The following is a 24,996-nucleotide window of genomic DNA, read 5'->3' as shown; positions in this document are numbered from 1 at the left end:
GATGAAAGTGGGAGGAAAGTGGGAGGAAACTTGTAGAGTTGTAGTTTTTACAATAATGGGTTTAATTATGTTTTTTTGGTATATTTGGGAAAGAAATAAACTCAATATTTATCTTGAATAATCTGAACAAAAATAACACGATGAAAAAATTCCTTTACTTATTACCACTTATTTTATTATGGTCGTGCAATAATGAAGATGATATCATTACACCTGTTGAAAATAATTCGTTTACTGCCTATCCAAAAGGTTATTTTATAGCTACTGTAAATGGATATGATACAATAAAATTTGAATATCAAAACAATAAAGTAACCAAACGAATTGGTGAATGGTATATTATAGATCCGTATACAAGCTACGTTTACAAGTTTTCTAAATCATTGGAAACTAATATTAGCTACACAGATAAAACTGCAAGTCTAACTAAGTTTTCTAAATTAGATTGGTATCAATATCCAAATGATACACACGTATATACGTTGAATGGTCAACAAATTTCTGAGGCTACTTTAACTTACAAGGCAAGACCAAACTATACAGAAAAATATGTTTATACTTATGAAAACAACCAGATAAAATACATCGATTTTCTGGTGACCGACCATTATTACACAAATGATTTAAGAAGTCGTAGAGATTTTCACTTTAATGCAAAGGGAAATTTAGATAGTTTGGTTTACAGAGATGCTGACTATGATTTTTATGATGAAGGTGTCCCTCCATATATTAACTACAAGAAGAAAGAGCGCAAAGTAACCACTTTCTCTAATTATGATCAATCGCAAAACCCATTTCAAAACTTAGGTGTTTTTACAGACTTGTATTATAAATCTTTGTCTAAAAATAACTTCCGTAAAACGCAAACAAGAGAATATGACGAAGAAGGGAAACCTACTCTAAATATTTCAGAATCTAGTTGGGATTATGAATATGTAAATGGAGAGGTAAAAGTTCTGAAATAACGTAAGCGAAATTAGAGGGGAATTTATAGAGTTGTAGTTTTACAATAAAGGGTTTGATTGTGATTATTTATTAAATTTTTGTATTCAATTTCGTGGACTATTATGTTAGTGACAACTAAATGAACGAGATGAGAAAAATATTATTCATAATTATTTTAAATACGATAATTTATCAGAATTATTAAATCAAGTAAATAAAATAGCCAGCCACTAATATAAGTTTGGAGCAATGGCAAGTAAAGGCAAAGTGGCAATCGTTATTTTAATTTATTAAATTTAAAAAGAAAAAGATGTTACTTAGTTTTGGTTAATCATAAGGTTTATTATATTTTAGAAGAACCAAGTTTCGTCATATTTGCTGTAACGTAAAAACAATATCGTGAAAGAATCATATAAACTCTTGTTTGGTTCAATATTCATTAGCTTTTTGGGATTTTATTTTATAAATAAAGATTCAAGATTTTTAAATTGGATAATTTTAATATTTGGAATTATAGGATTAATTCTTGGAATCTTAAAAATAATTTTTCCTACTACAAGAATTTTAATGAACTATAATGAAAAAGAAGAACTGTATAAACAAAACTTTTACGATTTTTTTAATGATGAAGGAGTTTTTGAATTTTATGGTGACGGATTTTATATTGATAAAATGGAAAATCCAGAATTGATTCAATGGAAGAAAATTAAGTCAATTATTGCTTATAAAAAAGATTTACTAACAACAGATTTAATTGTTGTTGAAATTATTACAGATAATAATGTATATAAAGTAAATGAAGAAACTCTAGGTTGGTTTTATTTTATAGACCAATTAAATAAAAGTTTAAATATTACAAATAAAAATTGGAGTATAGATATAACACAACCAGCATTTGCTCTAAATCTTACTTTAATTTATGACTCTCAAAATAGATCTTTGGAAGAATTTATGAAAGAATAAAATAACGACTATAGCTAAACTCAAACTAGATTTCATTAATAACTAAAAACCAAAAACCGATATCCGAAACGAGAGAGTGAATTTGTTAAATGTATCAAAGGTTAAATACACGAATTTCGTTGTACAAGAAAAATGTTTACATAACTATTAGATTTATAAACCTGTAATTATAATTTTATAACAAATGACTGAAATAATCAAACTTATCAAAGAAAATAAAACTGAAGAAATAATTCAAAATTATTCTGAATCGAGATTTAAAATTCACGAATTATTTGTTAATGTTTTAAAAGATAATTTAATTGATGACTACGAAAATATTGATTTTGAATCTGATAAATACCAAGAGGAATTTATTGAAGGTGTAGAGATTTTCAAAACATTGGTTGAAGCTGATTTACAAATGGAAGCAATGATGTTTTCTACTGTTTTGGTTTTTTTAGGTTATAAAACAGGTGAGTTTATTCATTTATTGTCCAATACGGCAATGAGTAAAGGTGTATATCTTTCGGAAATATCAAATTTCAAAATTGATGCACGTCTTAGAAATTCAATGCAGGAGTTTTACAATTCTATGGATGAGAACTATTTAGTACCAAAAGCAAATATTGCTGCTGCAAAAACAAGAGTTTCTCAAGCTATTTTCAATCAAATTACTAAAGCAGAATTTGGAAATGATATGCTACAAATGGGAATTAGTTATGAACAAATTAATGAAATCCAGATGTCAAAAAATATTTATCAAGGAGTGATGAACGATTTTGAATCTGAATCTGTAAAATTAAGTAGTGAATTATTTCCAGAAATAACACAAGTTGATGACAGAAATGAGAATGAAATTAAAGTTTATAAGAAAGCTAAAGAGTTATTAGAAAAAATTACAAATACTAAAACAGATGAACCTAAAAGAGTTCACATCAATGAAAATGTTTCTGATCAACAGTTAGTTGAAGAAATAAATAAAAAAAATGAAAAATTTAACAACAATGAAAATAGAAACCTTTTCTCAAAATTTAAAAAATGGCTTTCGTAAATGTTTGTAGCTGTTGATACATATTACTACGATAACAAGGCTAAAACAATTGCAATTACATTCAATAATTGGGAAGATTCTAATTATTCAAAACATTATTCCCAAGAATTAGAAATATCAGAAGAATACATTCCTGGAGAATTCTATAAAAGAGAATTGCCTTGTATATTAAGTATGTTGAAAAACTTCGACTTAGATTTTATTAAAGCAATTGTAATTGATGGATACGTTTTTTTAGATGACTTTGATACATATGGTTTAGGTGGGCATTTATACGAAAGTCTAAATAGAAAAATCCCCGTTATTGGGGTGGCAAAAACAAACTTTGCGTCTAACAAAGAAAATAAAGTAGAACTATTGAGAGGGAAAAGTATGAAACCACTTTATATAACTTCGATTGGAATTGATATTGAGGAAGCAAAGGAAAACATTTCAAAAATGTCTGGAGAATATAGATTCCCAACATTATTAAAAGAACTTGATAAATTGACGAAAGAAATATAAAAATGTTGTTTAGAATCGATTATTAATATGAATTATAATTGAGAATCTGTACACCATTACTTATTATGATAGAGTTAATAGTTTTTTTTAAAATAGTTTCGTCCTAGAATAAATTTATTAATAATGGAGAATAATAGAATTAATTTTTTATCTGATTGGCAACGTAGTTTTGCATTTGGATTGGGTAAAGTTATTTTTACTGAAAAAGATAGTAATAATAAAACCTTGCGTAAAATAATAATGTCAACAAATCAGTTTAATAATATTGTGGATTATCATTGGGAAAAATTTAGAAGTTTAAATACAAATAGTTTACTATATAAATACTTTGATAGGGATTATGTAGGAGAAAATGAGGAATGGGCAGTATATTCTGAAGTTTTAATTGAAAATATACATGAGTTTTTAAATCATTTAACTACGATTGATAAAAAAAATGAAGAATTAAACTTAGTAAGGAAAGAATATGAATATTTGATGAAGTTTTGTGAAGAATGTATAAAGAATAAGTCTAAGATTTATTTTCTAGCTGATAATTATTAATAAAACTGCTATTATAATTTTTTTCAAATTGTTAAATAACTATTTAAAAGAAAAATAACTCAAAAAGCTCTTTGATAAGAGCTTTTTTTATAGGTTGTTGCGAGTATTTTAATTTGTGTATATTAGTTGTTGTTGAATGAAATAGATTTTGTTTAGTTTCTTGAAACAAATTAGTTTTAACTTTTAAAAGAGAACAGTCAAAAATGTTTGATAAAAATAGTGTCTTATAATGTTTTACCTAAATATAATATTTTGTAAAACAAGTAATTATACTTCGATGAACTCAGAGGAATAATAGAAAATTAAACTATTTGTAACATTTGTCCAATGTTGTTTTTGATATTTTTCTATTATTTTTATTACATATTTAAAACATATACATTCTGATGAAAAAATTACTTTTACTTACCTTATTTATTATTTGTTTCTCATGTGAAGATGATGATAATAAATACAATTTGAAAGCTGGAATAGCGACTAAAATAAGTGGAGAAATAACAGACGAAGAAAATAAACCTTTTGTAAATGTTAGAATTCTCGTGAATGAATATAAAAAAGGAGGCGTAATGGGAATGGGTGAATTTGTGAAAATTGTTGATTCTGTATTTACAAATTCTGAAGGAAAGTACGAGAAAACGTTTTATACAACAGGTGCAGGTAGAGAATATAGATTAAGTATTACTGGAGCTCCAATTTTAACACAAGATTATTTTGGAGATGTTCGTGATGTAGTGATTAATAATATTGGAAAATCTTTTACCTACAATCATTCATTTATAAGACTCTATCCTTGTGATATTACGATTAATACAGAGAATACAACTATTTTTCCGTTATTAATAAGTCAAGGAACTACAAATATGAATCATTATCAAAATAATGATTATCGAATTCTTGAAAAAGGAATTGTTACAAAAAGATTTTATCTTGCGAAGAACTTCTTTCAACCTATTGATTTTTACAGAACTGTTTCCTCTACAAAATCTCAAAGAGCAAGTTATATTCTCGAACCAATAAAAGGAGCAGGAAATTATCCACAAGTATTAAGAATAGAAGATAAAGATTTTAATGATTAGAAAACTTTATTGATAGCTTTTATCTGTTTTTTTCTAATGATACTTACTTGTAAATCTTATTTTATTAACTTTATTTTTTTAAAAAAGATAATTAAAATGTACACAATATTACATAATTCCCGCTGTGGGAAAAGCAGAGATGCGATGAAAGTTTTAGAAGAATCTGGAAAAGATTTTGTAGTAAGAGAATATTTGAAAGAACCTTTAACGAAAAATGAATTGAAGGAAATTTTGACTAAACTAAATTTAAAACCGATTGATATTGTGCGTACAAATGAGGAAGATTGGAAAGCAAATTTCAAAGGAAAAGAACTTTCTGATGATGAAGTTTTGAATGCTTTGGTCGAATATCCAAAATTGATTCAACGCCCGATTGTAACTGATGAAAAAAGTGGAGTAGTAGGTCGTCCAAAAGAATTAGTAGTAGATTTTATTAAATAAAATTGGTTTGATAATTGTTAGTATTTCTAAAACTAAACATAAAAAGCTATGAAAATTTTAGAAGCATTAACAAAAAATCACACCGAGAAAGGAACTAAAATAGGTCTTTTAACAACTGCAGCTACAACAGGCGTCACTGTTGCTAAATTTCTAGGAAAAAGGTCTATTTATGGAATAATTGGAGGGATTGCTGTGACGTTGGCAGCAGAGTATATCCGAAAAAAATATGAGAAGAAAGTTGAAGCAGAGAATGAAACTGTTTTAGAGAATAAATAACAAAAATCCGAGCCAACAACTCGGATTTTTGTTATTATTAGTACTATACAAAACAAAGAGCAAAATTTCTTCTGCTCTTTGTTAAAAAAACTAACCAACCTTATACTATGAAAAATCTGTATAATCTTTAAACTCTTTTGTTACGAATCACAAATAAGAATTGTAAATTTAGAAATACAATTGATTTTTTAAATTGATGTAGATCAAGAAATAACAATCAAAGAGATAATTTTTAATAAACTAATTATGTATAAACTAATAAAATGTTTCGTTTTAACTTTTGCAATTCTAATGTTGAACTCTTGCGAGAAAAAAGAGCTCAAAACTAATCTTAAAACTCCTTCAAATAAAGAAATTGTAGTTGATAAACTTTCGGTTTCCGAATCAGATTATGGAGTAGGTTGTGTGACTGAATATTATAAAAAAGGAAGTAAAATGAAAGACGAAATCTATTTACAAACAAGCTCTAAAGACGAGTTAACTTGGGTAAATTATATTTCGATTAATGGAAAAAGAGAAGTTTTTTCTTCTAAAAATGATGATACCAAATCTACTGAAAATGACAATGGATATACGTTGCGTTTAGAAAATGATGATTATATAATCGAAATTCATGCAAAAATTGGAGAACAAAATATTGAATCTGATTCAGCTTTAGCTAATGGAACAATGACAATCACTCGAAAATCGGATAAAGAAACTACAACTATAAACTTTGAAGGAGGAACTGCTTGTTAGTCACTAACTATAAAAGACAAAGCAATTTGCTTTGTCTTTTATGATTATTTTTTGAAGATAAAATTAGAAATGACTTCGACTAATTCTGTATTTATTGGAAGTTTTGGGTTATTGTAAGAAGATAAATCATCTTTTGAAGTAACGTTTTTTAAAACGTGATTCATCCCTTTGATAATAACAGCAGATTTAGGAGAAAGGTTTTTAGCATTGTCCGTATCAACTTGTATATCCATATCACCTTGAATCACTAAAAAAGGAATAGTTAATTTATTGATTTCATTTACAGGATTATATTTAATCCAAGAAATTAAATAAGGTTGTACACTTTTACGAAATAATGCTGATAAATTAGGATTAATATTATTTACAGTATTTCCATTTTTCAAAGAATCTATAATAGCATACGATTCAGTTTTTAATTTTTCAGGAAGTTGAGTTAATTGTTTCTTAAGTATTTGGTCGATAGGTTCTCCAGGACCAGAAACTGAGATGAATTTGTCGACATTTTTTGTTGAAGCAAGCATTCCAATTAATGAACCTTCGCTATGTCCAGCTATTGAAATAGAACTAAATCTTTTATCTTTTTTTAAGAAAGTTACCCAATTACTTGCGTCTTCAACGTAATCATCAAATGTAAGTTTAGATTCGTCCAAATTAGCAATAGAACTTTCTCCAATTCCTCTTTTGTCATAGCGAATAGATGCAATTCCTTTTTCAGCTAAACTATGAGCTAAATATTTCAAAGAGTTATTAATCATCATATTATTATTTCCATTTCTATCCGTTGGTCCAGAGCCAGAAATTAATAAAACAATTGTTGTTTTAGATTTTACGTTTTGAGGTAAACATAATGTTCCAAATAATTTAATTTGATTTTCGTTAAGTTGAATATCTGATTCTGTGAAATTATTTGTTGATTGACCAAAAACTGTAGAACAAATAATTATAAAAACAAATAAAACTTTTTTCATATTTTTTGTGGTATTAATAATGATAATATTGAGGTTGAAATAATGATGAATAATAAGACAGCAATGAAAGCAAGAACTTGTTTGATGCTTTTCATGTTTGTAACCGTTTTGAAACCGATGTATAAATAATAGAACATCATACACAAGAAAAATATTGCGATAAAAGCTACAATTACAATGACAATCATTGTAGAAGCTTCGTGCAAAACTTCGAGATTATTTGCTGTAATTCCTTTCAAAACCTTGTCCATACTTTTGTTTACAATTGGAATAAAATCGGTGATGAATACAATGTAATAAGCGATTCTTGAGATTAGAACGACGTTTACAATGTCTATAATTCGTGTTCTGTTATTGATGATTTTTCCTAAAATGTAAAATAGGAGGATTGCAATTGCTAAATTTCTTGTGTTTTGATACAACAAATCGAGATAAGAATAAGAAATTCCATTTTTCTTGATGCTTAAAAAATCAGGGAAAAAAGATTCCGTTATTTTAGCGATGTATGTGAAAAAGAAATGGGAAAATAGCCCAATAATGAACAAGATTTTTTCATCGAAATATGCAAATGGATTAAGGAGTTTCTTTATCATTTTTTAGTGTATTTATTGTGTTAACAAATTCATCAGGCTCGTCGCAGCTCACCAAATATTTTACATTTTCTAATTCTATCGCAATAAGTTTTGTACGATTTTTTATATTGCATCGATAATTATCCATAGAAATTCCCATCAATCCATAAATGCCTCGTGCACCTATAATAATCAAATTATTTTGAGATTTTCTTGTAATAATTTTTACTTCATTTATCGGAATAATATTCGTTTTAATTTTTGAAATAAAATAAATATTATTCAAATCAACTTTAATTTTATTTAATGAGATTAAATAATAATACGCAAACAATGGATAAATAATGATTGCATAAATCACCGCAACATATACTTCTGTTTCTTTAAACAATATTCCTCCAATTAAGATTATTAATATGATTAAAATTGTAGTTGTAACCTTGAAAAAAAGCGACATCGATGCTGAAAATTCTTTATTCATCAGACATTGTTTTTATTTTATTAATCAAATCATCTACTTTATTTCGCATGGTTGGATAGCTGACTTCAAATTCTTTTGCCATGTCTTTTAAACTTCCTGAGTTGACAAAGAATTGCATAATAAATGCTTGTTCTTCATTTGTAAGTTTCAGAAATAAAGGAAGTTCATAGTTTCCTACAACTTGTGTTTCGCAATGGTTGCAAATTAATTTTTCGACCGCTAATTCTTCGGCACAGCTGGGGCATATAACAGGAAGTTTTTTCATTTGATTAAATAATATTAAAATTAGTTTTAATAAAATTAAATAAAACTTTAATTAATTCAAAATGTAAAATCATATTTTTTCAACTTTAATATTATTGATACATTTGCAACCTAAGTTTTAGTAAAATGAATTTTAAGAAATTAGCCCTTGCAGCATTGGCGTTAGGGACAACAGCATATATCGTTAATCACAATAAGAAAAATGTAAAATACAAACCTGCTCAAAATTTTGATTTAGGTGGATTTTTAGGACGTTGGTACGAAATTGCACGTTTAGAAAATAAAGCGCAAAAAGGACAAACAAATGTGACGCATCGTTTTAATTTGAACGAAGAAAATGGACAGTTAGAAGTAATTGTGCGAGGATATAATGCAAAGAAAAAAGGGTGGGAAAAGATTGAAGGAATTGCAACGCAAGACATCGAAAATGTTGGGTTGTTCTCGACTACGTTTTTACCAATTTTTGCAAAGAAATTATATGTTATCGATTTTGATAAAGATTACAATAATGTATTAGTTGCAAGTGAAGATTATAAAAAGTTATGGATTCTATCACGTAAGAAAGAGATTTCGGATAAGGTAAAAGACAGATTTTCTGATTCGGCAAAGAAAGTAGGGTTTGATCCAAGTAAATTAATTTGGCCTTCTCAAGTTCCGATTGCGAAATAAGATTATTTATTTTTAGACATAAAAAAACCTCGAGAAATTCTCGAGGTTTTTTGTTCTATTATTTTTGGTTTTTCTTTTCCCAATCGATCGGGAAATTACAACTTTGGTATTCTTTTCCAATTTTAATGTAAGCATCACCAACTTGACGTTTTACCCAATCCATCAACAATGTACGTTCTTTATCTTGAACTGCAAATTTTTGAATTCTATAGTAATCATCTTGGTAATTGATTTTATGCTCTGGATAAAATTTATTGATTTTTAAGATTCTTAAAGCTTTTCTGTTATCAAAATCATCTTCGAAAACTTGAGAAATATCTCCTTCATTCAATGTTGCAATCGCTGTAAACATTGGTAGAGGTAAAGCCATTTTCTCGAAACGATCGTCACCAGAATTTTGGTTCATGATATTTCCTGAGTTAAATTTTGTGTATTTATCATCAGAAAATCTTAATGCAGCATCTTTAAATGTCATTTTTCCGTCGTTAATTAAAACTCGAATCGAATCTAATTTATTATAAGCCTTTTTTATTTCTTCTTCCGTTGGTTTCAACGTAATCAAGATATGACGCAAATCTAATTCTTGTCCACGACGTTTTTCTAACTTAATAATATGATATCCAAAATCAGTTTTGAATGGATCAGAAATTTCACCTTCTTGTAAGTTAAACGCAACCGCATCAAACTCTTTTACCATTTTACCACGAGAAACTTTTTTGTATTCACCTCCGTTACTTGCGGAACCTGGATCTTCTGAATATAAAATTGCTTTCGTTGCAAAAGAGGCACCTTCTTCAATTTCTTTTTTGATTTCTTTTAATTGATCGATAATCTTTTGTTGATTTTCTTGTGAAACTTCAGGATAAGTTACAATATGGCTAATCGAAACTTCGTCTTTCACGTCTGGTAATTCACCTTGGTGTTTTTCGAAAAACATACGAACTTCTTCTGGTGTTGCATCAGCACCTTTTACAACCATTTCTCTTTTGTTACGCGCATAAATATTATCTTCAACGATATATTTAGTTTCGTTTTTCATTTCCGCCATTGTACGGAATCCGAAATAGTCTAAAATTTGTTTTTCTCCTCCAGCTTGAGCAATCCAACCTTCGATTTGGCTATTTAATTGACGAGTTACCTCATCTTGTGTCACTTTGATTAAAGTATCTTGTTTTGCACGATCAACCAACATTTTGTCTAACATAATGTCGTTTAGGAAATCACATTTGTCTTCGACTTGCATCCCTTGTTGTTTTGACATTAAATAATCTCGATCTACATCAGACTCTAAAACAATCTGATCTCCGACAACAGCAGCTATACCATCTACTTTAGCAAGACGTTTTGGTGTTGGTTTTGCTGTTTGTGCAAAAGTATTTACCGTAAATAATGCTGCAATTAGCAACATCATACTCGATTTAAATTTCATATACTTTAATTTCATTTTAATATTCTAAGCTCGATAAAAAAACTTACCGATGAGCAAATTTAACTTTTTTTGTTAAAGTCCAACATATTTTAATTTCCTTTAACAAAAGAATTGATTTTTTAGTTTATTGTTAAGATTAAACTAAGCCAAATGTACGCAAAGAAACATTCCAAGCAGATTCGAAATCAAAAAGATTCAAACCATGTTTTTCTTTGTGCTCATTTGCGAAACTAATTAACTTTTCGGTTGGCATATTTCCGACCATATCACTTTTTGACATTGGACAACCGCCCAAACCTTTTATAGCACCATCAAAACGACGACAACCATTATCATAAGCGGCTTGTACTTTAGAATGCCATTCGGTATAAACGGTATGAAAATGTGCACCAAATTCAATTTCTGGATAATGAGGAATCAAATTTTGAAACAAATCAACAATTGTTTTTTCGTCTGCAACGCCAATTGTATCTGATAAATTGATTGAAGAAATTCCGATATCAGCCATTTTTTTCGACCATTCTTTTACGATTTCTTCATTCCAAGTTTCTCCATAAGGATTTCCAAACGCCATCGATAAATAAATTAACATATGTTTACCATTATCATTTGCAATTTGGTTGATTTCTTTCACCATTTCAAATGCTTCTTCACGACTTTTATTCGTGTTGAATTGCTGAAAATTCTCTGAAATAGAAAAAGGAAATCCAATAATATCAACTTTTTCGTGTTCAGCAGCTTTTATTGCGCCACTTTTATTGGCAACAACAACAGACAATTTCGATTTTGAATTGGTTTTATCAATATTATCTAAAACTTCTTTCGTATCCGCCATCTGTGGAATCGCTTTTGGCGAAACAAAACTTCCACAATCTATCGCTTCAAAACCAACAGTCAATAAACGATTTAAGTAATCAATTTTCTTGTCAGTTGGTATAAAATCTTTGCGTCCTTGCATCGCATCACGTGGACATTCAATAATTTTAAAAGTTAGCTCACTCATTTTTTTGGTTTATTTGCGCCTTAAAGGTAGATAATTTAGTAATTTTGACAAAAATTAAAACGCAATGCAAACAGAATGGAGAGAAAAGTTGGTAACACGCTTTTTGAAATATGTTAAAACTTACACTGAAAGTGAAGCTTTTTTAGATAAATTTCCAAGTACAGACCGTCAATGGGATTTAGCAAATTATTTGGTTGAAGAGTTAAAACAAATCGGTTTAGAAGATGTTTCAATAGATGAAAACGGGTATGTTTTTGGATATGTTCCTTCTACAGTTGATCACGAAGTGCCTACTATTGGTTTTGTTTCTCATATGGATACATCGCCAGATTTTTCTGGAGAAAATGTACAACCTCAAATTTGGGAAAATTACGATGGTGGAGATATCAAATTGAACGAATCAATGATTTTATCACCAAACGAATTCCCTGAATTATCTCAATATAAAGGTCAAACAATCATTACAACTGATGGTACAACATTATTAGGTGCTGATGATAAAGCTGGTGTTGCTGAAATTGTAACAGCTGCAGAATATTTGATTGCTCATCCAGAAATTAAACATGGACGTATCGCTATTGGATTTACACCTGACGAAGAAGTTGGTCGTGGAGCAGATTTTTTTAATGTAGAGAAATTTGGAGCTGAATGGGGGTATACAATGGATGGTTCTGAAATTGGAGAATTAGAGTACGAAAACTTTAATGCTGCATCTGGTATTGTTACAATCAAAGGTAAATCTGTTCACCCAGGTTATGCGAAAGATAAGATGATTAATGCATCTAATATTGCAATGGAGTTTGCTGCACAATTACCAAACGACGAAGTTCCTGAATTAACTGATGGTCGCGAAGGATTTTTCCATTTAGCTAAAATTACAGGAAATGTATCTGAAGCAAAAATGGTGTACATTATCCGTGATCACGATATGGAGCAATATGAAGCGCGTAAAGCTTTATTTTTACAAATTGCTGCTGATATTCAAGAGCGTTTTGATCATGAAGTAATTACAGCAGAAGTTTCTGATCAATATTTTAATATGATTGAGAAAGTAAAAGAGAAATTTCAATCAGTTGAAATCGCAGAACAAGCTTTGAAAGATTGTGGAGTTACGCCAAATATCAAACCAATTCGTGGTGGTACAGACGGAGCTCGTTTATCTTTTATGGGATTACCTTGTCCTAATATCTTTGCTGGAGGTCACAATTTCCACGGACCTTACGAATATGTTCCAGTAGAATCTATGGAAAAAGCGACAGAAATTATTGTACGTATTGCAGAATTAACAGCTGAAGGAGCGAAATAATTCTTACAATATATCTTAAAAATAACTTAAGTTTTCTTTTTTGGTTTAAATTTTGTGTAATTTCAAATCAAATTAGAAAACTTTTTTTATGAAAAATATCGTATTGTCAGCAGCCGCTATATTTTGTTCAACTTTTGCGTTTGCGCAAGAAGAGATAAATGTTGGAGATTTTAATATCTTAAAAGTTTATGATAAAATTCCGGTTGAGTTAATTTCTTCGAACGAAAACTTAGTAAAAATAGATGGAGTTAATGCGAGCGATGTTCAAGTTGAAAATAACAAAGGTGAACTGAAATTGAAAATGACAGGAACCAAATTGATGCAAGGAGGAGAAGCAACGGTTAAGGTTTATTACAAATCGTTATACGAAATTCAGGCAAGTCAAGGTTCTCGTATTTATTCTGATGATGTCGTAAAATCACAAGCATTGTATTTGACATCTAACGAAGGTTCATCTATCAAATTACCAATCGAAACCTCAAAATTAGAAGTCAAAATAAATTCTGGTGCAGAAGTAATTTTAACTGGTGATACTGAATTTCAGACTGTAATTGCAAATTCTGGAGGAAAATATTATTCGAAAACATTAAATTCTGATACAGCAAGTTTAACAACAAATGCTGGAGGAGTAATAGAAGCGAGAGCAGAGAAATCTGTAGATGCAAAAACTAGAGCAGGTGGAGTGATTGATATTTATGGTAATCCTACGCAGCGTAATCAGAAAAAATTAGCTGGCGGAAAAATTAATTTTAAATAATTAGAACTTTAACAATAATAGAAAAGCAACGATTAATTCGTTGCTTTTTTTGTTTGATATAACAAGTAAATCAATTCGACATATTTGCTATAACTTATCGTTCCTTCTTGGTTATTTGCCTTCAAAAACTGATTATTTAATTCAGAAAAAGTATCGCTCGTAGCGCCTTCATATTTCAAATAATGTTTTAATTCGGCTTTTCTGTCTTGCTTTATTTTAGAATGCATATTATCCAATTCCATTTTTACAAAATACGGATCAGATTTGTAAATAGCGCCTAAAAGTGTGTAAATACTTTTGTAATAAACTGAATAATTAATTTCAGGATTTTTAGATTTTGTGCCTAAATAATAAGCCAAAAAATTAGCTTCACTTTCTGATGCAAATCCCATTTGATGCCCATATTCGTGAAAAAGTGTAGCAGGTTGTTTTAAATTTGTATTGTATCGATTCAGATTTGCTTCTACCGTAAAAGGATTATAGTATCCCAAAATTCCCATATAATTTTGCATTTCCGAAATCCAAGATAATTTGTAATGTGTATCACTTAATAATCGATAATTTTTCAACCATTTTACATTTTTTACTTGAGATTGTAAAGCAAAAAACTCTTGGTTATATTCTTCTAAATCTGATTTGAATTTTATAGTGGTTGTCGAATCATTGTGTTCGATTAAATTTCTTGCTGATATTGCTTTATCAAGTTCGTAGCAATAGATTTCTTTCAGAATTTTAGGTTGAATAACGATTTTTTCTTTGTCAATTGTTAATGTTTCTTTTTTGTACATCACGCCCCAAGCAAACGTGTAAATAAAGTAAATACAATTTACAAAAATCATAATGTAATAAATTGAATGCGAAACTTTTTCTTTTGATTTAAAAAAACTTCGAATCAATTTAAAAATCAGTACAAAGCCGATTATTCCAATGATTAAATAAAATAATTCTCCAACAGGAAAATGAACTGAATTCGTGATTTTTGCAATAAATCCTGAAATTGGAAATGTAAGATGATTCACGATAAAATCTTCAACGCTTTCTATTGAAAATAGTACCGAAAATAAAATAATTTGAAATAGAAAGATAAGGATACTTCGATAAGTTTTATTCAACTTCTTTAGCATATTGATTGGCGATATAACTGATATAAATTAACTGAAAAGTGTGGTAAAGCATAATCGGAATCAAATAAATACCGATATCTCCCGTGAAAATAACTGCTGCAATTACCGAGCCATGAACCAATGATTTTTTTGTCGAACAAAATTGAATGGTGATATCATCTTCTCGATTAAAATTCATTTTCTTAGCAATCCATTTTGAAAGATTAAAAAAGAAAAAGAACAACGCAACTACAATTATGAAAACAGCCAACAACGGAAGAACGCCTAATTTTGTAAATAATCCATCTAAAAAAGTATGACTAAAACTGTTGTAAACAATAAGTACAATGGTAAGTTTATCTAAATTCCCGAATTGCTTTTTATATTTATTATAAAAGAATCCTAAATAAGGTTGTAAAAGTGCGCCAACAAAAACAGGTAAAATAATTTTAAGAACCAAATCCAAAAAAGTAGCTAATAAATCAAATTCACCATTATTTTTTGATAAAAACAAACTCATCCAAAGTGGTGTAACAACAATACCTATTAATCCAGAAATACTTGCATTAAAAATAGCACTTGGTATGTTTCCTTTTGCAATCGAAACCATTACAACTGACGAAGAAACGGTACTTGGTAACGCGGCTAAATAAAATATTGCGACATAAAGTGTAAAATAAACTGGGTAACTTTTTACCAACGGATAAAAACACAAGACTAATAATGGGAAAAAGATAAATGTAATAGATTGAATCAAGACATGCATTTTCCAATTTGCTAAATCCTTGAAAACTTCTTTCCAATTAAGTTTTAACCCATAAAAAAAGAATACTAGAATAACGCCAATATCAATTACTGTGTTCAGATTAAAATCTTTGTAAGACCACAAACTAATATCAGGGAAAAAATAGGCAACAACAATGGCTAGAAATAAAAATAGAATAAAAGGGTCGGGTAATTTGTTTAAAATTTTCAAAATCAATAAAATTTAAACAAAAATAATAAATAAGATTATAAACATTTATTAAATATTTATGACTTTACTTAAACACAGTAACTGTATAACGTTAACTATTTGTAAATTCAATAACTTTTTTTTATATTTGTACTTACATACCTTAAAACTAACTTATGAATACATGCCTACAGTGCAACCAAACACTATTTGGTCGAAAAGACAAAAAGTTCTGCAATGATTTTTGTCGTAATTCTTATAATAATAATCTTAATCGAGATAAAGTTGAAATTGTTCGTAATATTAATAACAGATTAAGAAAGAATAATCGTATATTGAAAACTTTATTAGATGAAGGAATTCGTTCGGTAAATAAAACCGAATTGAGTTTGAGAAACTTTGATTTTAAGTACATTACAAATGTAGATGAATCAAAAAACGGCACGATTTTTTATGTGTACGATGTTGGATACCAAGAGTTAAACGAAGAAAATTATTTATTATTTCAGGAATAAATTTTTATTTTTTTATTGAAAAAAGCGCGTCAACATGTTGATGCGCTTTTATATTTTAACTAAATCTATTCTTTTTTATTCGTTATATTTTATATGACTAATTTCTGTGGTAATTAAGTTTAACTTTCTAAAATAACTTAACTTTGCGCCACGATGAAAAAAGATATCAATCAACTTGATCCGAAAGAATTTATTCTGATTAAAGGTGCAAAATTGCACAACTTAAAAAACATTGATTTAGCGATTCCAAAAAATAAATTGGTCGTGATTACTGGGATGTCTGGTTCTGGCAAATCTACTTTGGCTTTTGATACGCTGTATGCGGAAGGTCAGCGTCGTTATGTCGAAAGTTTGTCGTCTTATGCACGTCAGTTTTTAGGAAAATTAGATAAACCGCAAGTTGATTATATCAAAGGAATAGCACCAGCAATAGCGATTCAGCAAAAAGTAAATTCAACAAATCCACGTTCTACAGTTGGGACAACAACAGAAGTTTATGATTATCTAAAGTTGTTGTACGCACGAATTGGAAAAACATATTCGCCGATTACAGGAGAATTAGTTCAAAAAGATTCGGTAACGGATGCGATTGATTATTTACAAACTTTTGGGGCTGAAACTAAATTTATTCTTCAAATAAAATTGGTTGTGCCAGAGGAACGTTCGTTTGCAGAGCATTTGAATATTCTTCAACAACAGGGGTTTACACGTTTGAGTGTCGATGGAAATCAAGTGAAAATTGAAGATTTAATTTCATTTAATTTCGAACCTCAACCCGAAAATGATGTTCATCTTGTCATTGATCGTATCGCTTTGCCAACAGAAGATGAAGAATCTTTTTATCATCGTTTGGCAGATTCTATCGAGACAGCTTTTTTCGAAGGAAAAGGAGAAATAGCGATTGTAAATGCAGAAGATAATTCGGTAAAATATTTTTCTAATAAATTCGAATCAGATGGTCTGATTTTCAATGAACCAACGATTCATTTCTTTAGTTTCAATAATCCTTATGGGGCTTGTCCAACTTGCGAAGGTTATGGGAAAGTAATCGGAGTTGAGGAAAATCTTGTCGTTCCAAATAAATCGTTGTCAATCTACGAAGATGCAGTTGTAGCTTGGAAAGGTGAGAAAATGGGTGAGTGGAAAAATCATTTTATCAAACTTTCTCAAAAAGTAGATTTTCCAATTCATAAACCTTATTTTGAGTTATCCGAAGAGCAAAAAGATTATTTGTGGCACGGAGATAATGATTGGGAAGGATTGGATGGTTTCTTCAAAATGGTTGAGGAGAATACATACAAAATTCAATATCGTGTAATGTTGTCGCGTTATCGTGGTAAAACAACTTGTCCGACTTGTAAAGGAAAGCGTTTGCGTAAAGAAACAAATTACGTGAAAATTGCAGATAAATCAATTAATGATTTGGTTGATTTACCTTTGAATGAGTTGAATGATTTCTTCACAAGTATTACATTTAATGAATATGACCAGCAAATAGCGGGTCGAATTATATACGAAATTAAGTCGCGTTTAACGTTTTTGTTAGATGTTGGTTTAGAATATTTAACGCTAAATCGTGCTTCGAATACGTTGTCTGGTGGAGAATCACAACGTATCAATTTAGCAACTTCTTTGGGAAGTAGTTTGGTTGGTTCGATGTATGTGTTAGACGAGCCTTCGATTGGTTTACATTCGCGTGATACAGCGAAATTTATTACGATTTTACATCGTTTACGCGATTTAGGCAATACAGTGATTGTGGTAGAACATGATGAAGATATTATGAAAGCTGCCGATTATATCATCGATATTGGTCCTGAAGCAGGAACAAATGGAGGTGAAGTAGTTTTTGAAGGAACCTATGATGAATTATTAAAAGGTGATACATTAACATCTAAATATTTGAACGGAAAATTAGAAATTGAAGTTCCTAAAAAACGTCTAAAATCTCCTAATTATCTAAAAATTATTGGAGCAAGAGAAAATAATCTAAAAAATATTGATGTTAAATTTCCTTTGAACGAATTAACTGTGATTACAGGAGTTTCGGGTTCAGGAAAATCGACGTTGATGAAAGATATTTTAGCACCAGCCGTTCAGCGTCATTTCGAGATTTTTGGAAATAAAATCGGTGATTTTGATGAGTTAGTTGGTGATTTGAAACAATTAGAAGGTGTTGAGTTAATCGATCAAAATCCAATTGGAAAATCTTCGCGTTCTAATCCTGTGACTTACGTAAAAGCCTACGATGATATACGAAATTTATTTGCTAATCAAAAAGCGAGTAAAGTGATGGGATTTCAACCAAAACATTTTTCGTTTAACGTAGATGGAGGACGTTGTGATACATGTAAAGGAGAAGGAACGATTACCATCGAAATGCAGTTTATGGCTGATGTTGAGCTGGTTTGTGAAGATTGTCATGGAGAACGTTTCAAGAAAGAAATCTTAGAAGTTAAGTTCGAAGGAAAATCTATTTCAGATATTTTAAATCTAACAATTGATGAAGCAATTGACTTTTTTACAACTCATCAACAAAATAAAATTGTCGAAAAACTAAAACCATTGCAAGATGTTGGTTTGGGTTATGTAAAACTTGGGCAATCGTCGAATACACTTTCTGGTGGAGAGGCGCAGCGTGTGAAGTTAGCTTTCTTTTTGACGAAAGGAGAAACGACTAACAAAACCTTGTTTATTTTCGATGAGCCTTCTACTGGTCTGCATTTCCACGATATTCAGAAATTGATTAAAGCATTACGTGCTTTGATTGATTTGGGACATTCGGTTTTTGTGATCGAACATAATATGGATATTATCAAAGTAGCAGATTGGGTGATAGATCTTGGTCCAGAAGGAGGGAAGAAAGGCGGTTATTTGGTTGCCGAAGGTACGCCAGAAGAGATTATCAAAGTAAAAGAATCGTATACTGCTCAATTCTTGAAAGAGAAATTGAAATAATAATAAAAAAAGCTATATTTATGTTTATGAAATATAGCTTTTTACTTTTAATAATTATTTTTACTTCGTGTAATTCGTATAATGTAAATCGTCTCGAAAAAAATGTTTCTTTAAATGAAAATAATACTGTTCAGCTTAATTTAGAGGAACGAAAAAATTATGTCATTATAAAAAATGATTTTCCTGAGGGGTCAGATAAACTTCATGAAAAAATTGACCAATCTGTAAAAGGATTATTCAATGATGAAAATACGATTGTTAATTCATTAGAGTTTTACGATAAATACTATAAGTCGGATGAATTTATGAATTTTATAAATCATGATACTTACTATGATTATGCATTTATTGTAGAGTTAAAAGTAGAACCGTATATTCAAGTAGCTCATTATCTAAGTCTTAATAAAGCGAAATTACCTGAAGAAGGTAAAAGTAGATATAACATTGCTTTACAGGTTCTTAATTTAAAAAATAGAGAGTTATTATTTTCTCAGCAAAGAAATTTTGAGTTAAATAATACAACATTAACTAAATCTCCAGAATTTATTACGTCTTATGAGGAAAATTATTTTATTAATAATTTTTCAGATATTTTTAGAAATATAATAAATTATTAAAACCGAGTTTAGCTCGTTTTATTTTGCGCTACATTTTGCGTGATGATATACAAGAAAATTGCACGAATTCGCAATAAAGCACAATTCGTTTGCCTTTTTGTGTAGCGAAAGTGCCAACTCAATTTGTGATGAATCTGCAATTACAATTTTAGGAAATAAATCTACTTTTATAATCTTTCCGCTTCCATCAGGATTCACTTGCAGTGTAGCTTCTGAATGATCTTCGTAAGAAATTACATCAATTTTATGTTGTATACAACAATATAAATACGACATCATGTGACAAGAAGTCAAACTACTCAAAAGTAAATCTTCTGGATTGTATAAATTTGGATCACCTTTGAAAGCTTTCGCAGCAGAAACCTCTAAATCAGGTTTTCTTTCAATCGAAATGTGATGACTTTTTGTATAAATTCTGGTTGAAGAATCCATTTTCGATTCTTTCTTTATCCAATTTAGCGCAACTTTAAATAAATGATTCAAGGCTTAATTTTTATCAAAAATAATCTTTTCTAAAAGAAAAACACAACTGAGAATCCTCAATTGTGCTTTCAAAAAATGTTATAATTTATCTACTATTTATTTTCTCAAATAGATATTTCCATATTTAGAAGAAAATTCTTGCAATGGCTGTTTACCTACGTTTGCCGCAATTACTGAATGAAAATTATCTGATTTTATAGTTTTGATTGCAAAATCTAAATTCGTGTACATCTTCCCAAAAAAAGTTTCCACTTTTATTTCTCCAATTTGTTTTGCATTCATTGTTGCATCCACACTTCCATATGTTGATTGTGCGATAATTGGTGCTTCAAAATTAATAACTTCAATTGTTCCATACGTTGATTCGATAGTTGTTTTCATATGTTCAGGAACTTTAATTTCCAATACAATATCCATTTGTACTCCTGTAGAAACCGAAGAAGATTTGATGTCATTTGCATCAACATATTTCTGATAATCCTCTTTGGTTTGAAATTGTTTTTTTTCACTTCCAAAAGTCGCTGTCACTTGATGCGGAATATCTTTTAGGTTAACAACTTTGCCTTCGATCGTTTTTCCTTGACCGTTTTTGCTTTCAGTTAAGCTGAAATTCGAGTCATTTTTACCATTATTGATATTTACATTTCCAGAAATACTCACTTCGTTTTGTTTCCAAGTGGTGATTTTAACGATTTGCGGATAATCAAATTTTAATGTTAATTCTTGACCTTTCTCAACTGAAAAACTCTTCTGAATTTTTGTTTGAGCGATTGATAAATTTGCCAATAAGCCCATTGCTAAGGATAAAACTACTGTTCTCATAACGCTCTCAAATAAATTTTACTATAATCTGATCTGAAAAGGAAACTTGTTCCACCGCCATTTAACGTACCAGTTGCTTGGTTGTTAATTTTTATCATATCAGACGAACTATTATTCGCTTCTAATTTCAATGATAATTCAGGTGCAATCAAAATATCACCAAACGAAGTCGTTAATTTTACATTTGCCTTAGATGATTTCGGAATTGAAGCATCCACGTGACCATAGATCGACACAAGTGACAAAGGACCTTTTACATTTTGACTAAATTTCGCATCGATAGAACCATAAATCGTGTTGATTGTTGCAGGTCCCGTTACATTTTCTAACACTACATTGTTGTAACTTGCAGTTGCTTCAAGTTCGTTTTCGATATTTTTGAATGTAATGGTACTTCCAAATTGAGATTGATGGTTAAATGAAATTTTCACACCTTTTGGAACTAATATTTTGACATTTGGAGGTGTCATTTGTTGAAGTTGTTTTACCTCAATTACACCATTTTTTTCTACAACATTTATTCCTAAATCTGTGTTATCCTCAAGCCCTAATGAGTTGATTGATCGCAATCCTTTTGCTCTTTCGTCATTATCTCGCGATCTTGTTTTTGTAGAAAAAACAATTTCGTTTCCGTTGTAACCTTCGACTGTTACACGTCCAAGATCAAGGTTCAGTTTTCCTTTATTTACAGCTAATTTGTACGTTTTCGAATTATCTTCATTCGCACTTTTCGATTCATTTTGTGCAAAAGTGTACGTAGACATCATCATAACAGATGTAGCTACCAAAAATATTTTTCTTATCATTTTTTGATTTTTTGTTAATTATTATTTTCTAAAAAGAACCGCGTACGCTTCGTCTTTCACAAACGTTTTTGTTGTAGGATCCAAAACCATTTCTTGTAATTTATTTGTTAATTTCAAATCGATTTGATCGTTATTGATATGCGCAATCATTCCTATTAATTCCATTTGTACCATCGGATCATCTTGCTTCATAAAAATGTCTGTTAACTCTTTTGAAACGTCTGATTTAGGTAATTTTGAAGCAAGCGCTTCGAGTGCATTTAGTCGCACAATTGTATTGTTGTCATTTAAAGCTAAATTGTATAAACTCTCTTTTAAATTGTGATCAATACTTGGTAAATCAGCTATTTTTGCAATTGCATTAATACGATTACTTGTTGATTCTTGATCGTTTAATGAACTTAAAATTTCATTTTTAAGGTTTTCATCTATACCAATTAGTTCTTCTTTTGGTTGAACAATTTTTTCGAAATTTTTCTCTTTCTGAACTCTTACAAACTGAATTTCTTTTTCATTTTGTTCAGTATTAATATCAGTTGGATGAATAATTTCTGGCTGAATTTCTTCTACTTTTTTAACCTGTTTTTCCTTAACAACTTCAATTGTTTTAGGCGAATTTACTTCATCATTTTTCAAGAAAAAATATCCACCAACACTCAATAGAACAAGCGCAGAAGCAGCAATACTCCAATTCTGAATTCTCCATTTCTTAGGTTGTTCAATTACCAAAGTTTTTTCTTCCTGTTTAGGAATCTCAGCCTGAATTCTTTTCCATAATTCTGCAGAAGGTTCTTTGTTTTCAAAGGCTTCTCTGTTATTATCAATATGTTTTTTTAAAGAATCATTCATTGCAAACGGTTTGTTGTAAGGTTTCGTAAATTTTCTTTTTTGCACGATGATATTTACTTCTCACCGTGTTGTGGCTCAATCCTAAAAGTTGAGCAATGTCTTCTTGCGGCATGTCTTCGAACAGAAATAGATTCACAATTGTTCTTGTATCCGTTGGTAATTCTTCAATCGTTTGTTGCAATTCTTCAATTTTACCATCCAACATTTGTTTTTCTTCCAAACTTTCTTCACTGTCATCAATAATATTTGCTCCTTCAACATCCGAAAAATAAACTTTGTTTTTTCGTAAATGTGAAATCGATTTATTAATCGCAACTCTACTGAACCAAGCTCCTAAATTCTCGATGTTTTTCAACTTTTGAATATCAGAAAAAAGTGAAATAAAAATTTCTTGTGTCAAATCTTCCGCATCAGAAACTTCTGTCACCAAACGATAAACAGAATTGTAAACTGATTTCGAATAGCGATGATAGAGCTGAGTATAACCAGCCTCTACACCAGATTCGCACCAATCTAATAGTTGTTTATCATTTATTGAAAAATTTTCTTTCTCCAAAATTTTCAAGGTTTCATTGTTGTTTCTATTGTATAGACGCAGTAAGTTTTTGAATGTTGCATCAATTTTTAAAAAAGTTTTTGAAATTTAACAATTATTGAATTATTCACCCTGATTTTCAGTGATAATAAACGAAATTTTGAATATAAATTTTAAAATGGTCTTTATTGTATATTTTTAATTTGCTTATAATAAAACCGTCATTTCGAGTGAAATTCGTTTAGAATTTTGTATCGAGAAAAAGGTTTTAGTTGATAAAATTCTATTCTCGATACAATTTTTATTCATTTCATTCCTGAAAATCACTCGAATTGACGAATTTTAATTCAAAATGCACAATACTATATTCTTGATTATTTTTCTATTTTTGTTAGACGTATACTTAGTCGAAATTGAATATGAAAAAAATAGTTATCATCTTATCTTTGGTTGTAGGAACCAAGTCTTTTGCGCAAGAAATTGAAGTCAAAAACCTTAAAAAACACGTTTATTTTTTGGCAGATGACAAAATGAAAGGGAGAGGAACCGGAAGTGAAGAAAATTTGAAAGCTGCAAAATATATTGCGAAAGAATTTAAAAAATATAAACTTCAACCTTTAGGAGAAGATGGTTATTTTCAGGGATTTGAGGCGAAAGTGAAAAAAGTGAAAGTTGTTGACAGTATTCGTTCTGCAAAAAATGTGATTGCTTTTTTAGATAATAAAGCGGATAAAACGATTGTGATTGGTGCACATTACGATCATTTGGGAGAAGGAAAGCAAGGAAGTTCTTTGGCGAAAGATAGCTATGGAATGATTCACAATGGTGCTGATGATAACGCTTCTGGCGTTGCAGGCTTGTTAGAATTGGCAAGATTTTACAGTAAAAATAAAGTGACAGAACCTGTTAATTTTTTATTTATTGCTTTTGGTGCTGAGGAATTAGGTTTGGTCGGTTCACGTTATTTTGTGAAACACCCAACGTATGATTTATCGAAAGTACATTGGATGTTAAACATGGATATGATTGGTCGTTTGAACAAAGAATCTGGTGTTTCTATTATAGGTTATGGAACTTCTCCAGCTTTTGAAACGATTTTTAACGAAATTAATCCGACTGATTTTGTCAAATTTTATACAGGTTATGAAGGTAGAGGCGGCTCGGATCAAACTTCGTTTTATGAGAAAGATATTCCAGTTTTATTTTTTCATACAGGCGGCCACGACGATTATCACAAACCAACAGATGATGCAGATAAAGTAGATTATGAATCGTTGAAAGGAATTCTTAATCTCGAAAAAGCTGTGATTGAAGGAAGTTTCAAAATTGAAACAATGCCATTTAGAAGCACTGATAAAACTGAAAAATAATTGATAAAAATC

General features: G+C 29.7%; 29 protein-coding genes. 16 read left to right on the top strand and 13 right to left on the bottom strand.

Annotation, left to right across the window (positions count from 1 at the left end):
* Positions 1-140 precede the first annotated feature (140 nt).
* From B2217_RS07895 to B2217_RS07855, 9 genes are all read left to right on the top strand, one after another.
* Entirely contained in the window at positions 141-965 is an 825-nt protein-coding gene (locus tag B2217_RS07895; RefSeq protein WP_291122273.1) for a hypothetical protein, read from the top strand.
* A 379-nt stretch (positions 966-1,344) separates the two neighbouring features.
* Positions 1,345-1,908, top strand: a complete 564-nt coding sequence (locus tag B2217_RS07890; protein WP_180906661.1) for a hypothetical protein — start codon at positions 1,345-1,347, stop codon at positions 1,906-1,908.
* Between the two features lie 184 nt (positions 1,909-2,092).
* Entirely contained in the window at positions 2,093-2,941 is an 849-nt protein-coding gene (locus B2217_RS07885) for a hypothetical protein (RefSeq protein WP_180906662.1), read from the top strand.
* A complete protein-coding gene (locus B2217_RS07880; protein WP_180906663.1) occupies positions 2,942-3,445 on the top strand; it encodes an endonuclease V in 504 nt (167 codons plus the stop codon).
* A 123-nt stretch (positions 3,446-3,568) separates the two neighbouring features.
* Complete coding sequence (locus tag B2217_RS07875) at positions 3,569-3,988, top strand: hypothetical protein (protein ID WP_180906664.1); 420 nt, start codon at positions 3,569-3,571, stop codon at positions 3,986-3,988.
* Between the two features lie 386 nt (positions 3,989-4,374).
* Positions 4,375-5,064: a hypothetical protein gene (locus B2217_RS07870; protein WP_291122271.1), complete on the top strand. Its 690-nt coding sequence runs from the start codon at positions 4,375-4,377 to the stop codon at positions 5,062-5,064.
* 96 nt (positions 5,065-5,160) lie between these two features.
* Positions 5,161-5,505, top strand: a complete 345-nt coding sequence (locus B2217_RS07865) for an arsenate reductase family protein (protein WP_180906666.1) — start codon at positions 5,161-5,163, stop codon at positions 5,503-5,505.
* A 48-nt stretch (positions 5,506-5,553) separates the two neighbouring features.
* Positions 5,554-5,781, top strand: coding sequence for a hypothetical protein (locus B2217_RS07860; protein WP_038331196.1), 228 nt, complete (start codon positions 5,554-5,556; stop codon positions 5,779-5,781).
* 291 nt (positions 5,782-6,072) lie between these two features.
* Positions 6,073-6,519 carry a hypothetical protein gene (locus B2217_RS07855; RefSeq protein WP_286485171.1) on the top strand — a complete coding sequence of 149 codons (447 nt, stop codon included), beginning with the start codon at positions 6,073-6,075 and terminating at the stop codon, positions 6,517-6,519.
* Positions 6,520-6,563: 44 nt separating this feature from the next.
* Here B2217_RS07855 and B2217_RS07850 read toward each other — a convergent pair whose 3' ends face one another.
* The 4 genes from B2217_RS07850 to B2217_RS07835 are packed head-to-tail and all read right to left on the bottom strand — an operon-like array spanning position 6,564 to position 8,808.
* Positions 6,564-7,490 carry an alpha/beta hydrolase gene (locus B2217_RS07850; RefSeq protein ID WP_180906668.1) on the bottom strand — a complete coding sequence of 309 codons (927 nt, stop codon included), beginning with the start codon at positions 7,488-7,490 and terminating at the stop codon, positions 6,564-6,566.
* The gene (locus B2217_RS07845; RefSeq protein WP_180906669.1) at positions 7,487-8,083 is read right to left on the bottom strand and encodes a hypothetical protein; all 597 of its coding nucleotides are present in this window, start codon (positions 8,081-8,083) and stop codon (positions 7,487-7,489) included. The genes B2217_RS07850 and B2217_RS07845 overlap by 4 nt, the downstream gene beginning before the upstream one ends.
* Positions 8,064-8,543 (bottom strand): PH domain-containing protein, encoded by a 480-nt coding sequence (locus B2217_RS07840; protein WP_291122268.1) that lies wholly within the window; start codon positions 8,541-8,543, stop codon positions 8,064-8,066. The genes B2217_RS07845 and B2217_RS07840 overlap by 20 nt, the downstream gene beginning before the upstream one ends.
* Positions 8,536-8,808, bottom strand: coding sequence for a DUF2089 family protein (locus tag B2217_RS07835; RefSeq protein ID WP_038331614.1), 273 nt, complete (start codon positions 8,806-8,808; stop codon positions 8,536-8,538). Before B2217_RS07835 ends, B2217_RS07840 begins: the two co-directional genes overlap by 8 nt.
* A 125-nt stretch (positions 8,809-8,933) precedes the next feature.
* Between B2217_RS07835 and B2217_RS07830 the strand changes: the two genes are divergently transcribed.
* On the top strand, positions 8,934-9,476 hold the full coding sequence (locus tag B2217_RS07830) for a lipocalin family protein (protein WP_038331617.1): 543 nt from the start codon (positions 8,934-8,936) through the stop codon (positions 9,474-9,476).
* A 58-nt stretch (positions 9,477-9,534) separates the two neighbouring features.
* Here the strand turns inward: B2217_RS07830 and B2217_RS07825 are convergent, their stop codons facing one another.
* Both B2217_RS07825 and B2217_RS07820 read right to left on the bottom strand, forming a co-directional pair.
* Complete coding sequence (locus B2217_RS07825) at positions 9,535-10,905, bottom strand: peptidylprolyl isomerase (protein ID WP_244958045.1); 1,371 nt, start codon at positions 10,903-10,905, stop codon at positions 9,535-9,537.
* A 136-nt stretch (positions 10,906-11,041) separates the two neighbouring features.
* Positions 11,042-11,908: a hydroxymethylglutaryl-CoA lyase gene (locus tag B2217_RS07820; RefSeq protein ID WP_115000675.1), complete on the bottom strand. Its 867-nt coding sequence runs from the start codon at positions 11,906-11,908 to the stop codon at positions 11,042-11,044.
* 64 nt (positions 11,909-11,972) lie between these two features.
* Here B2217_RS07820 and pepT point away from each other — a divergent pair, with 64 nt between their 5' ends.
* The gene (gene pepT / locus B2217_RS07815) at positions 11,973-13,214 is read left to right on the top strand and encodes a peptidase T (RefSeq protein ID WP_115000674.1); all 1,242 of its coding nucleotides are present in this window, start codon (positions 11,973-11,975) and stop codon (positions 13,212-13,214) included.
* 88 nt (positions 13,215-13,302) lie between these two features.
* Positions 13,303-13,971, top strand: a complete 669-nt coding sequence (locus B2217_RS07810) for a head GIN domain-containing protein (RefSeq protein WP_038331627.1) — start codon at positions 13,303-13,305, stop codon at positions 13,969-13,971.
* Positions 13,972-14,003: 32 nt separating this feature from the next.
* On the opposite strand, the gene B2217_RS07805 is transcribed toward B2217_RS07810, so the two are convergent.
* Positions 14,004-14,990, bottom strand: a complete 987-nt coding sequence (locus B2217_RS07805; RefSeq protein ID WP_180906672.1) for a DUF3810 family protein — start codon at positions 14,988-14,990, stop codon at positions 14,004-14,006.
* An 85-nt stretch (positions 14,991-15,075) separates the two neighbouring features.
* Entirely contained in the window at positions 15,076-16,050 is a 975-nt protein-coding gene (locus tag B2217_RS07800) for a bile acid:sodium symporter family protein (RefSeq protein ID WP_180906673.1), read from the bottom strand.
* A gap of 155 nt (positions 16,051-16,205) precedes the next feature.
* Between B2217_RS07800 and B2217_RS07795 the strand changes: the two genes are divergently transcribed.
* From B2217_RS07795 to B2217_RS07785, 3 genes are all read left to right on the top strand, one after another.
* Positions 16,206-16,544 (top strand): hypothetical protein, encoded by a 339-nt coding sequence (locus tag B2217_RS07795; protein ID WP_180906674.1) that lies wholly within the window; start codon positions 16,206-16,208, stop codon positions 16,542-16,544.
* Positions 16,545-16,697: 153 nt separating this feature from the next.
* On the top strand, positions 16,698-19,502 hold the full coding sequence (gene uvrA, locus B2217_RS07790; RefSeq protein ID WP_180906675.1) for an excinuclease ABC subunit UvrA: 2,805 nt from the start codon (positions 16,698-16,700) through the stop codon (positions 19,500-19,502).
* 20 nt (positions 19,503-19,522) lie between these two features.
* Positions 19,523-20,119 carry a hypothetical protein gene (locus tag B2217_RS07785; RefSeq protein ID WP_291122265.1) on the top strand — a complete coding sequence of 199 codons (597 nt, stop codon included), beginning with the start codon at positions 19,523-19,525 and terminating at the stop codon, positions 20,117-20,119.
* 18 nt (positions 20,120-20,137) lie between these two features.
* Here B2217_RS07785 and B2217_RS07780 read toward each other — a convergent pair whose 3' ends face one another.
* The 5 genes from B2217_RS07780 to B2217_RS07760 all read right to left on the bottom strand — a co-directional run bounded on the left by B2217_RS07780 (position 20,138) and on the right by B2217_RS07760 (position 23,635).
* The gene (locus tag B2217_RS07780) at positions 20,138-20,551 is read right to left on the bottom strand and encodes an OsmC family protein (RefSeq protein WP_180906820.1); all 414 of its coding nucleotides are present in this window, start codon (positions 20,549-20,551) and stop codon (positions 20,138-20,140) included.
* 147 nt (positions 20,552-20,698) lie between these two features.
* A complete protein-coding gene (locus tag B2217_RS07775) occupies positions 20,699-21,424 on the bottom strand; it encodes a hypothetical protein (RefSeq protein ID WP_180906677.1) in 726 nt (241 codons plus the stop codon).
* Positions 21,421-22,230 carry a DUF4097 family beta strand repeat-containing protein gene (locus tag B2217_RS07770; protein ID WP_180906678.1) on the bottom strand — a complete coding sequence of 270 codons (810 nt, stop codon included), beginning with the start codon at positions 22,228-22,230 and terminating at the stop codon, positions 21,421-21,423. Before B2217_RS07770 ends, B2217_RS07775 begins: the two co-directional genes overlap by 4 nt.
* Positions 22,231-22,251: 21 nt before the next feature.
* Positions 22,252-23,079, bottom strand: a complete 828-nt coding sequence (locus tag B2217_RS07765) for a hypothetical protein (RefSeq protein WP_180906679.1) — start codon at positions 23,077-23,079, stop codon at positions 22,252-22,254.
* Positions 23,072-23,635, bottom strand: a complete 564-nt coding sequence (locus tag B2217_RS07760) for an RNA polymerase sigma factor (RefSeq protein ID WP_180906680.1) — start codon at positions 23,633-23,635, stop codon at positions 23,072-23,074. The genes B2217_RS07765 and B2217_RS07760 overlap by 8 nt, the downstream gene beginning before the upstream one ends.
* A gap of 398 nt (positions 23,636-24,033) precedes the next feature.
* Between B2217_RS07760 and B2217_RS07755 the strand changes: the two genes are divergently transcribed.
* The gene (locus B2217_RS07755; protein WP_180906681.1) at positions 24,034-24,984 is read left to right on the top strand and encodes a M20/M25/M40 family metallo-hydrolase; all 951 of its coding nucleotides are present in this window, start codon (positions 24,034-24,036) and stop codon (positions 24,982-24,984) included.
* Positions 24,985-24,996 lie beyond the last annotated feature (12 nt).

Source organism: Empedobacter sp. UBA7620 (genome assembly GCF_002484185.1).
Taxonomy (GTDB): domain Bacteria; phylum Bacteroidota; class Bacteroidia; order Flavobacteriales; family Weeksellaceae; genus Empedobacter; species Empedobacter falsenii_C.
This window is presented reverse-complemented; position numbering and strand designations above follow the sequence as displayed.

Coding starts and splice junctions, on each gene's coding strand:
- B2217_RS07895 (WP_291122273.1), top strand. CDS start 141: ATGAAAAAATTCCTTTACTTATTACCACTTATTTTATTATGGTCGTGC.
- B2217_RS07885 (WP_180906662.1), top strand. CDS start 2,093: ATGACTGAAATAATCAAACTTATCAAAGAAAATAAAACTGAAGAAATA.
- B2217_RS07880 (WP_180906663.1), top strand. CDS start 2,942: ATGTTTGTAGCTGTTGATACATATTACTACGATAACAAGGCTAAAACA.
- B2217_RS07875 (WP_180906664.1), top strand. CDS start 3,569: ATGGAGAATAATAGAATTAATTTTTTATCTGATTGGCAACGTAGTTTT.
- B2217_RS07870 (WP_291122271.1), top strand. CDS start 4,375: ATGAAAAAATTACTTTTACTTACCTTATTTATTATTTGTTTCTCATGT.
- B2217_RS07865 (WP_180906666.1), top strand. CDS start 5,161: ATGTACACAATATTACATAATTCCCGCTGTGGGAAAAGCAGAGATGCG.
- B2217_RS07860 (WP_038331196.1), top strand. CDS start 5,554: ATGAAAATTTTAGAAGCATTAACAAAAAATCACACCGAGAAAGGAACT.
- B2217_RS07855 (WP_286485171.1), top strand. CDS start 6,073: ATGTTGAACTCTTGCGAGAAAAAAGAGCTCAAAACTAATCTTAAAACT.
- B2217_RS07850 (WP_180906668.1), bottom strand. CDS start 7,490: ATGAAAAAAGTTTTATTTGTTTTTATAATTATTTGTTCTACAGTTTTT.
- B2217_RS07845 (WP_180906669.1), bottom strand. CDS start 8,083: ATGATAAAGAAACTCCTTAATCCATTTGCATATTTCGATGAAAAAATC.
- B2217_RS07840 (WP_291122268.1), bottom strand. CDS start 8,543: ATGAATAAAGAATTTTCAGCATCGATGTCGCTTTTTTTCAAGGTTACA.
- B2217_RS07835 (WP_038331614.1), bottom strand. CDS start 8,808: ATGAAAAAACTTCCTGTTATATGCCCCAGCTGTGCCGAAGAATTAGCG.
- B2217_RS07830 (WP_038331617.1), top strand. CDS start 8,934: ATGAATTTTAAGAAATTAGCCCTTGCAGCATTGGCGTTAGGGACAACA.
- B2217_RS07825 (WP_244958045.1), bottom strand. CDS start 10,905: ATGAAATTTAAATCGAGTATGATGTTGCTAATTGCAGCATTATTTACG.
- B2217_RS07820 (WP_115000675.1), bottom strand. CDS start 11,908: ATGAGTGAGCTAACTTTTAAAATTATTGAATGTCCACGTGATGCGATG.
- pepT (WP_115000674.1), top strand. CDS start 11,973: ATGCAAACAGAATGGAGAGAAAAGTTGGTAACACGCTTTTTGAAATAT.
- B2217_RS07810 (WP_038331627.1), top strand. CDS start 13,303: ATGAAAAATATCGTATTGTCAGCAGCCGCTATATTTTGTTCAACTTTT.
- B2217_RS07795 (WP_180906674.1), top strand. CDS start 16,206: ATGAATACATGCCTACAGTGCAACCAAACACTATTTGGTCGAAAAGAC.
- uvrA (WP_180906675.1), top strand. CDS start 16,698: ATGAAAAAAGATATCAATCAACTTGATCCGAAAGAATTTATTCTGATT.
- B2217_RS07785 (WP_291122265.1), top strand. CDS start 19,523: ATGTTTATGAAATATAGCTTTTTACTTTTAATAATTATTTTTACTTCG.
- B2217_RS07780 (WP_180906820.1), bottom strand. CDS start 20,551: ATGGATTCTTCAACCAGAATTTATACAAAAAGTCATCACATTTCGATT.
- B2217_RS07775 (WP_180906677.1), bottom strand. CDS start 21,424: ATGAGAACAGTAGTTTTATCCTTAGCAATGGGCTTATTGGCAAATTTA.
- B2217_RS07770 (WP_180906678.1), bottom strand. CDS start 22,230: ATGATAAGAAAAATATTTTTGGTAGCTACATCTGTTATGATGATGTCT.
- B2217_RS07765 (WP_180906679.1), bottom strand. CDS start 23,079: ATGAATGATTCTTTAAAAAAACATATTGATAATAACAGAGAAGCCTTT.
- B2217_RS07755 (WP_180906681.1), top strand. CDS start 24,034: ATGAAAAAAATAGTTATCATCTTATCTTTGGTTGTAGGAACCAAGTCT.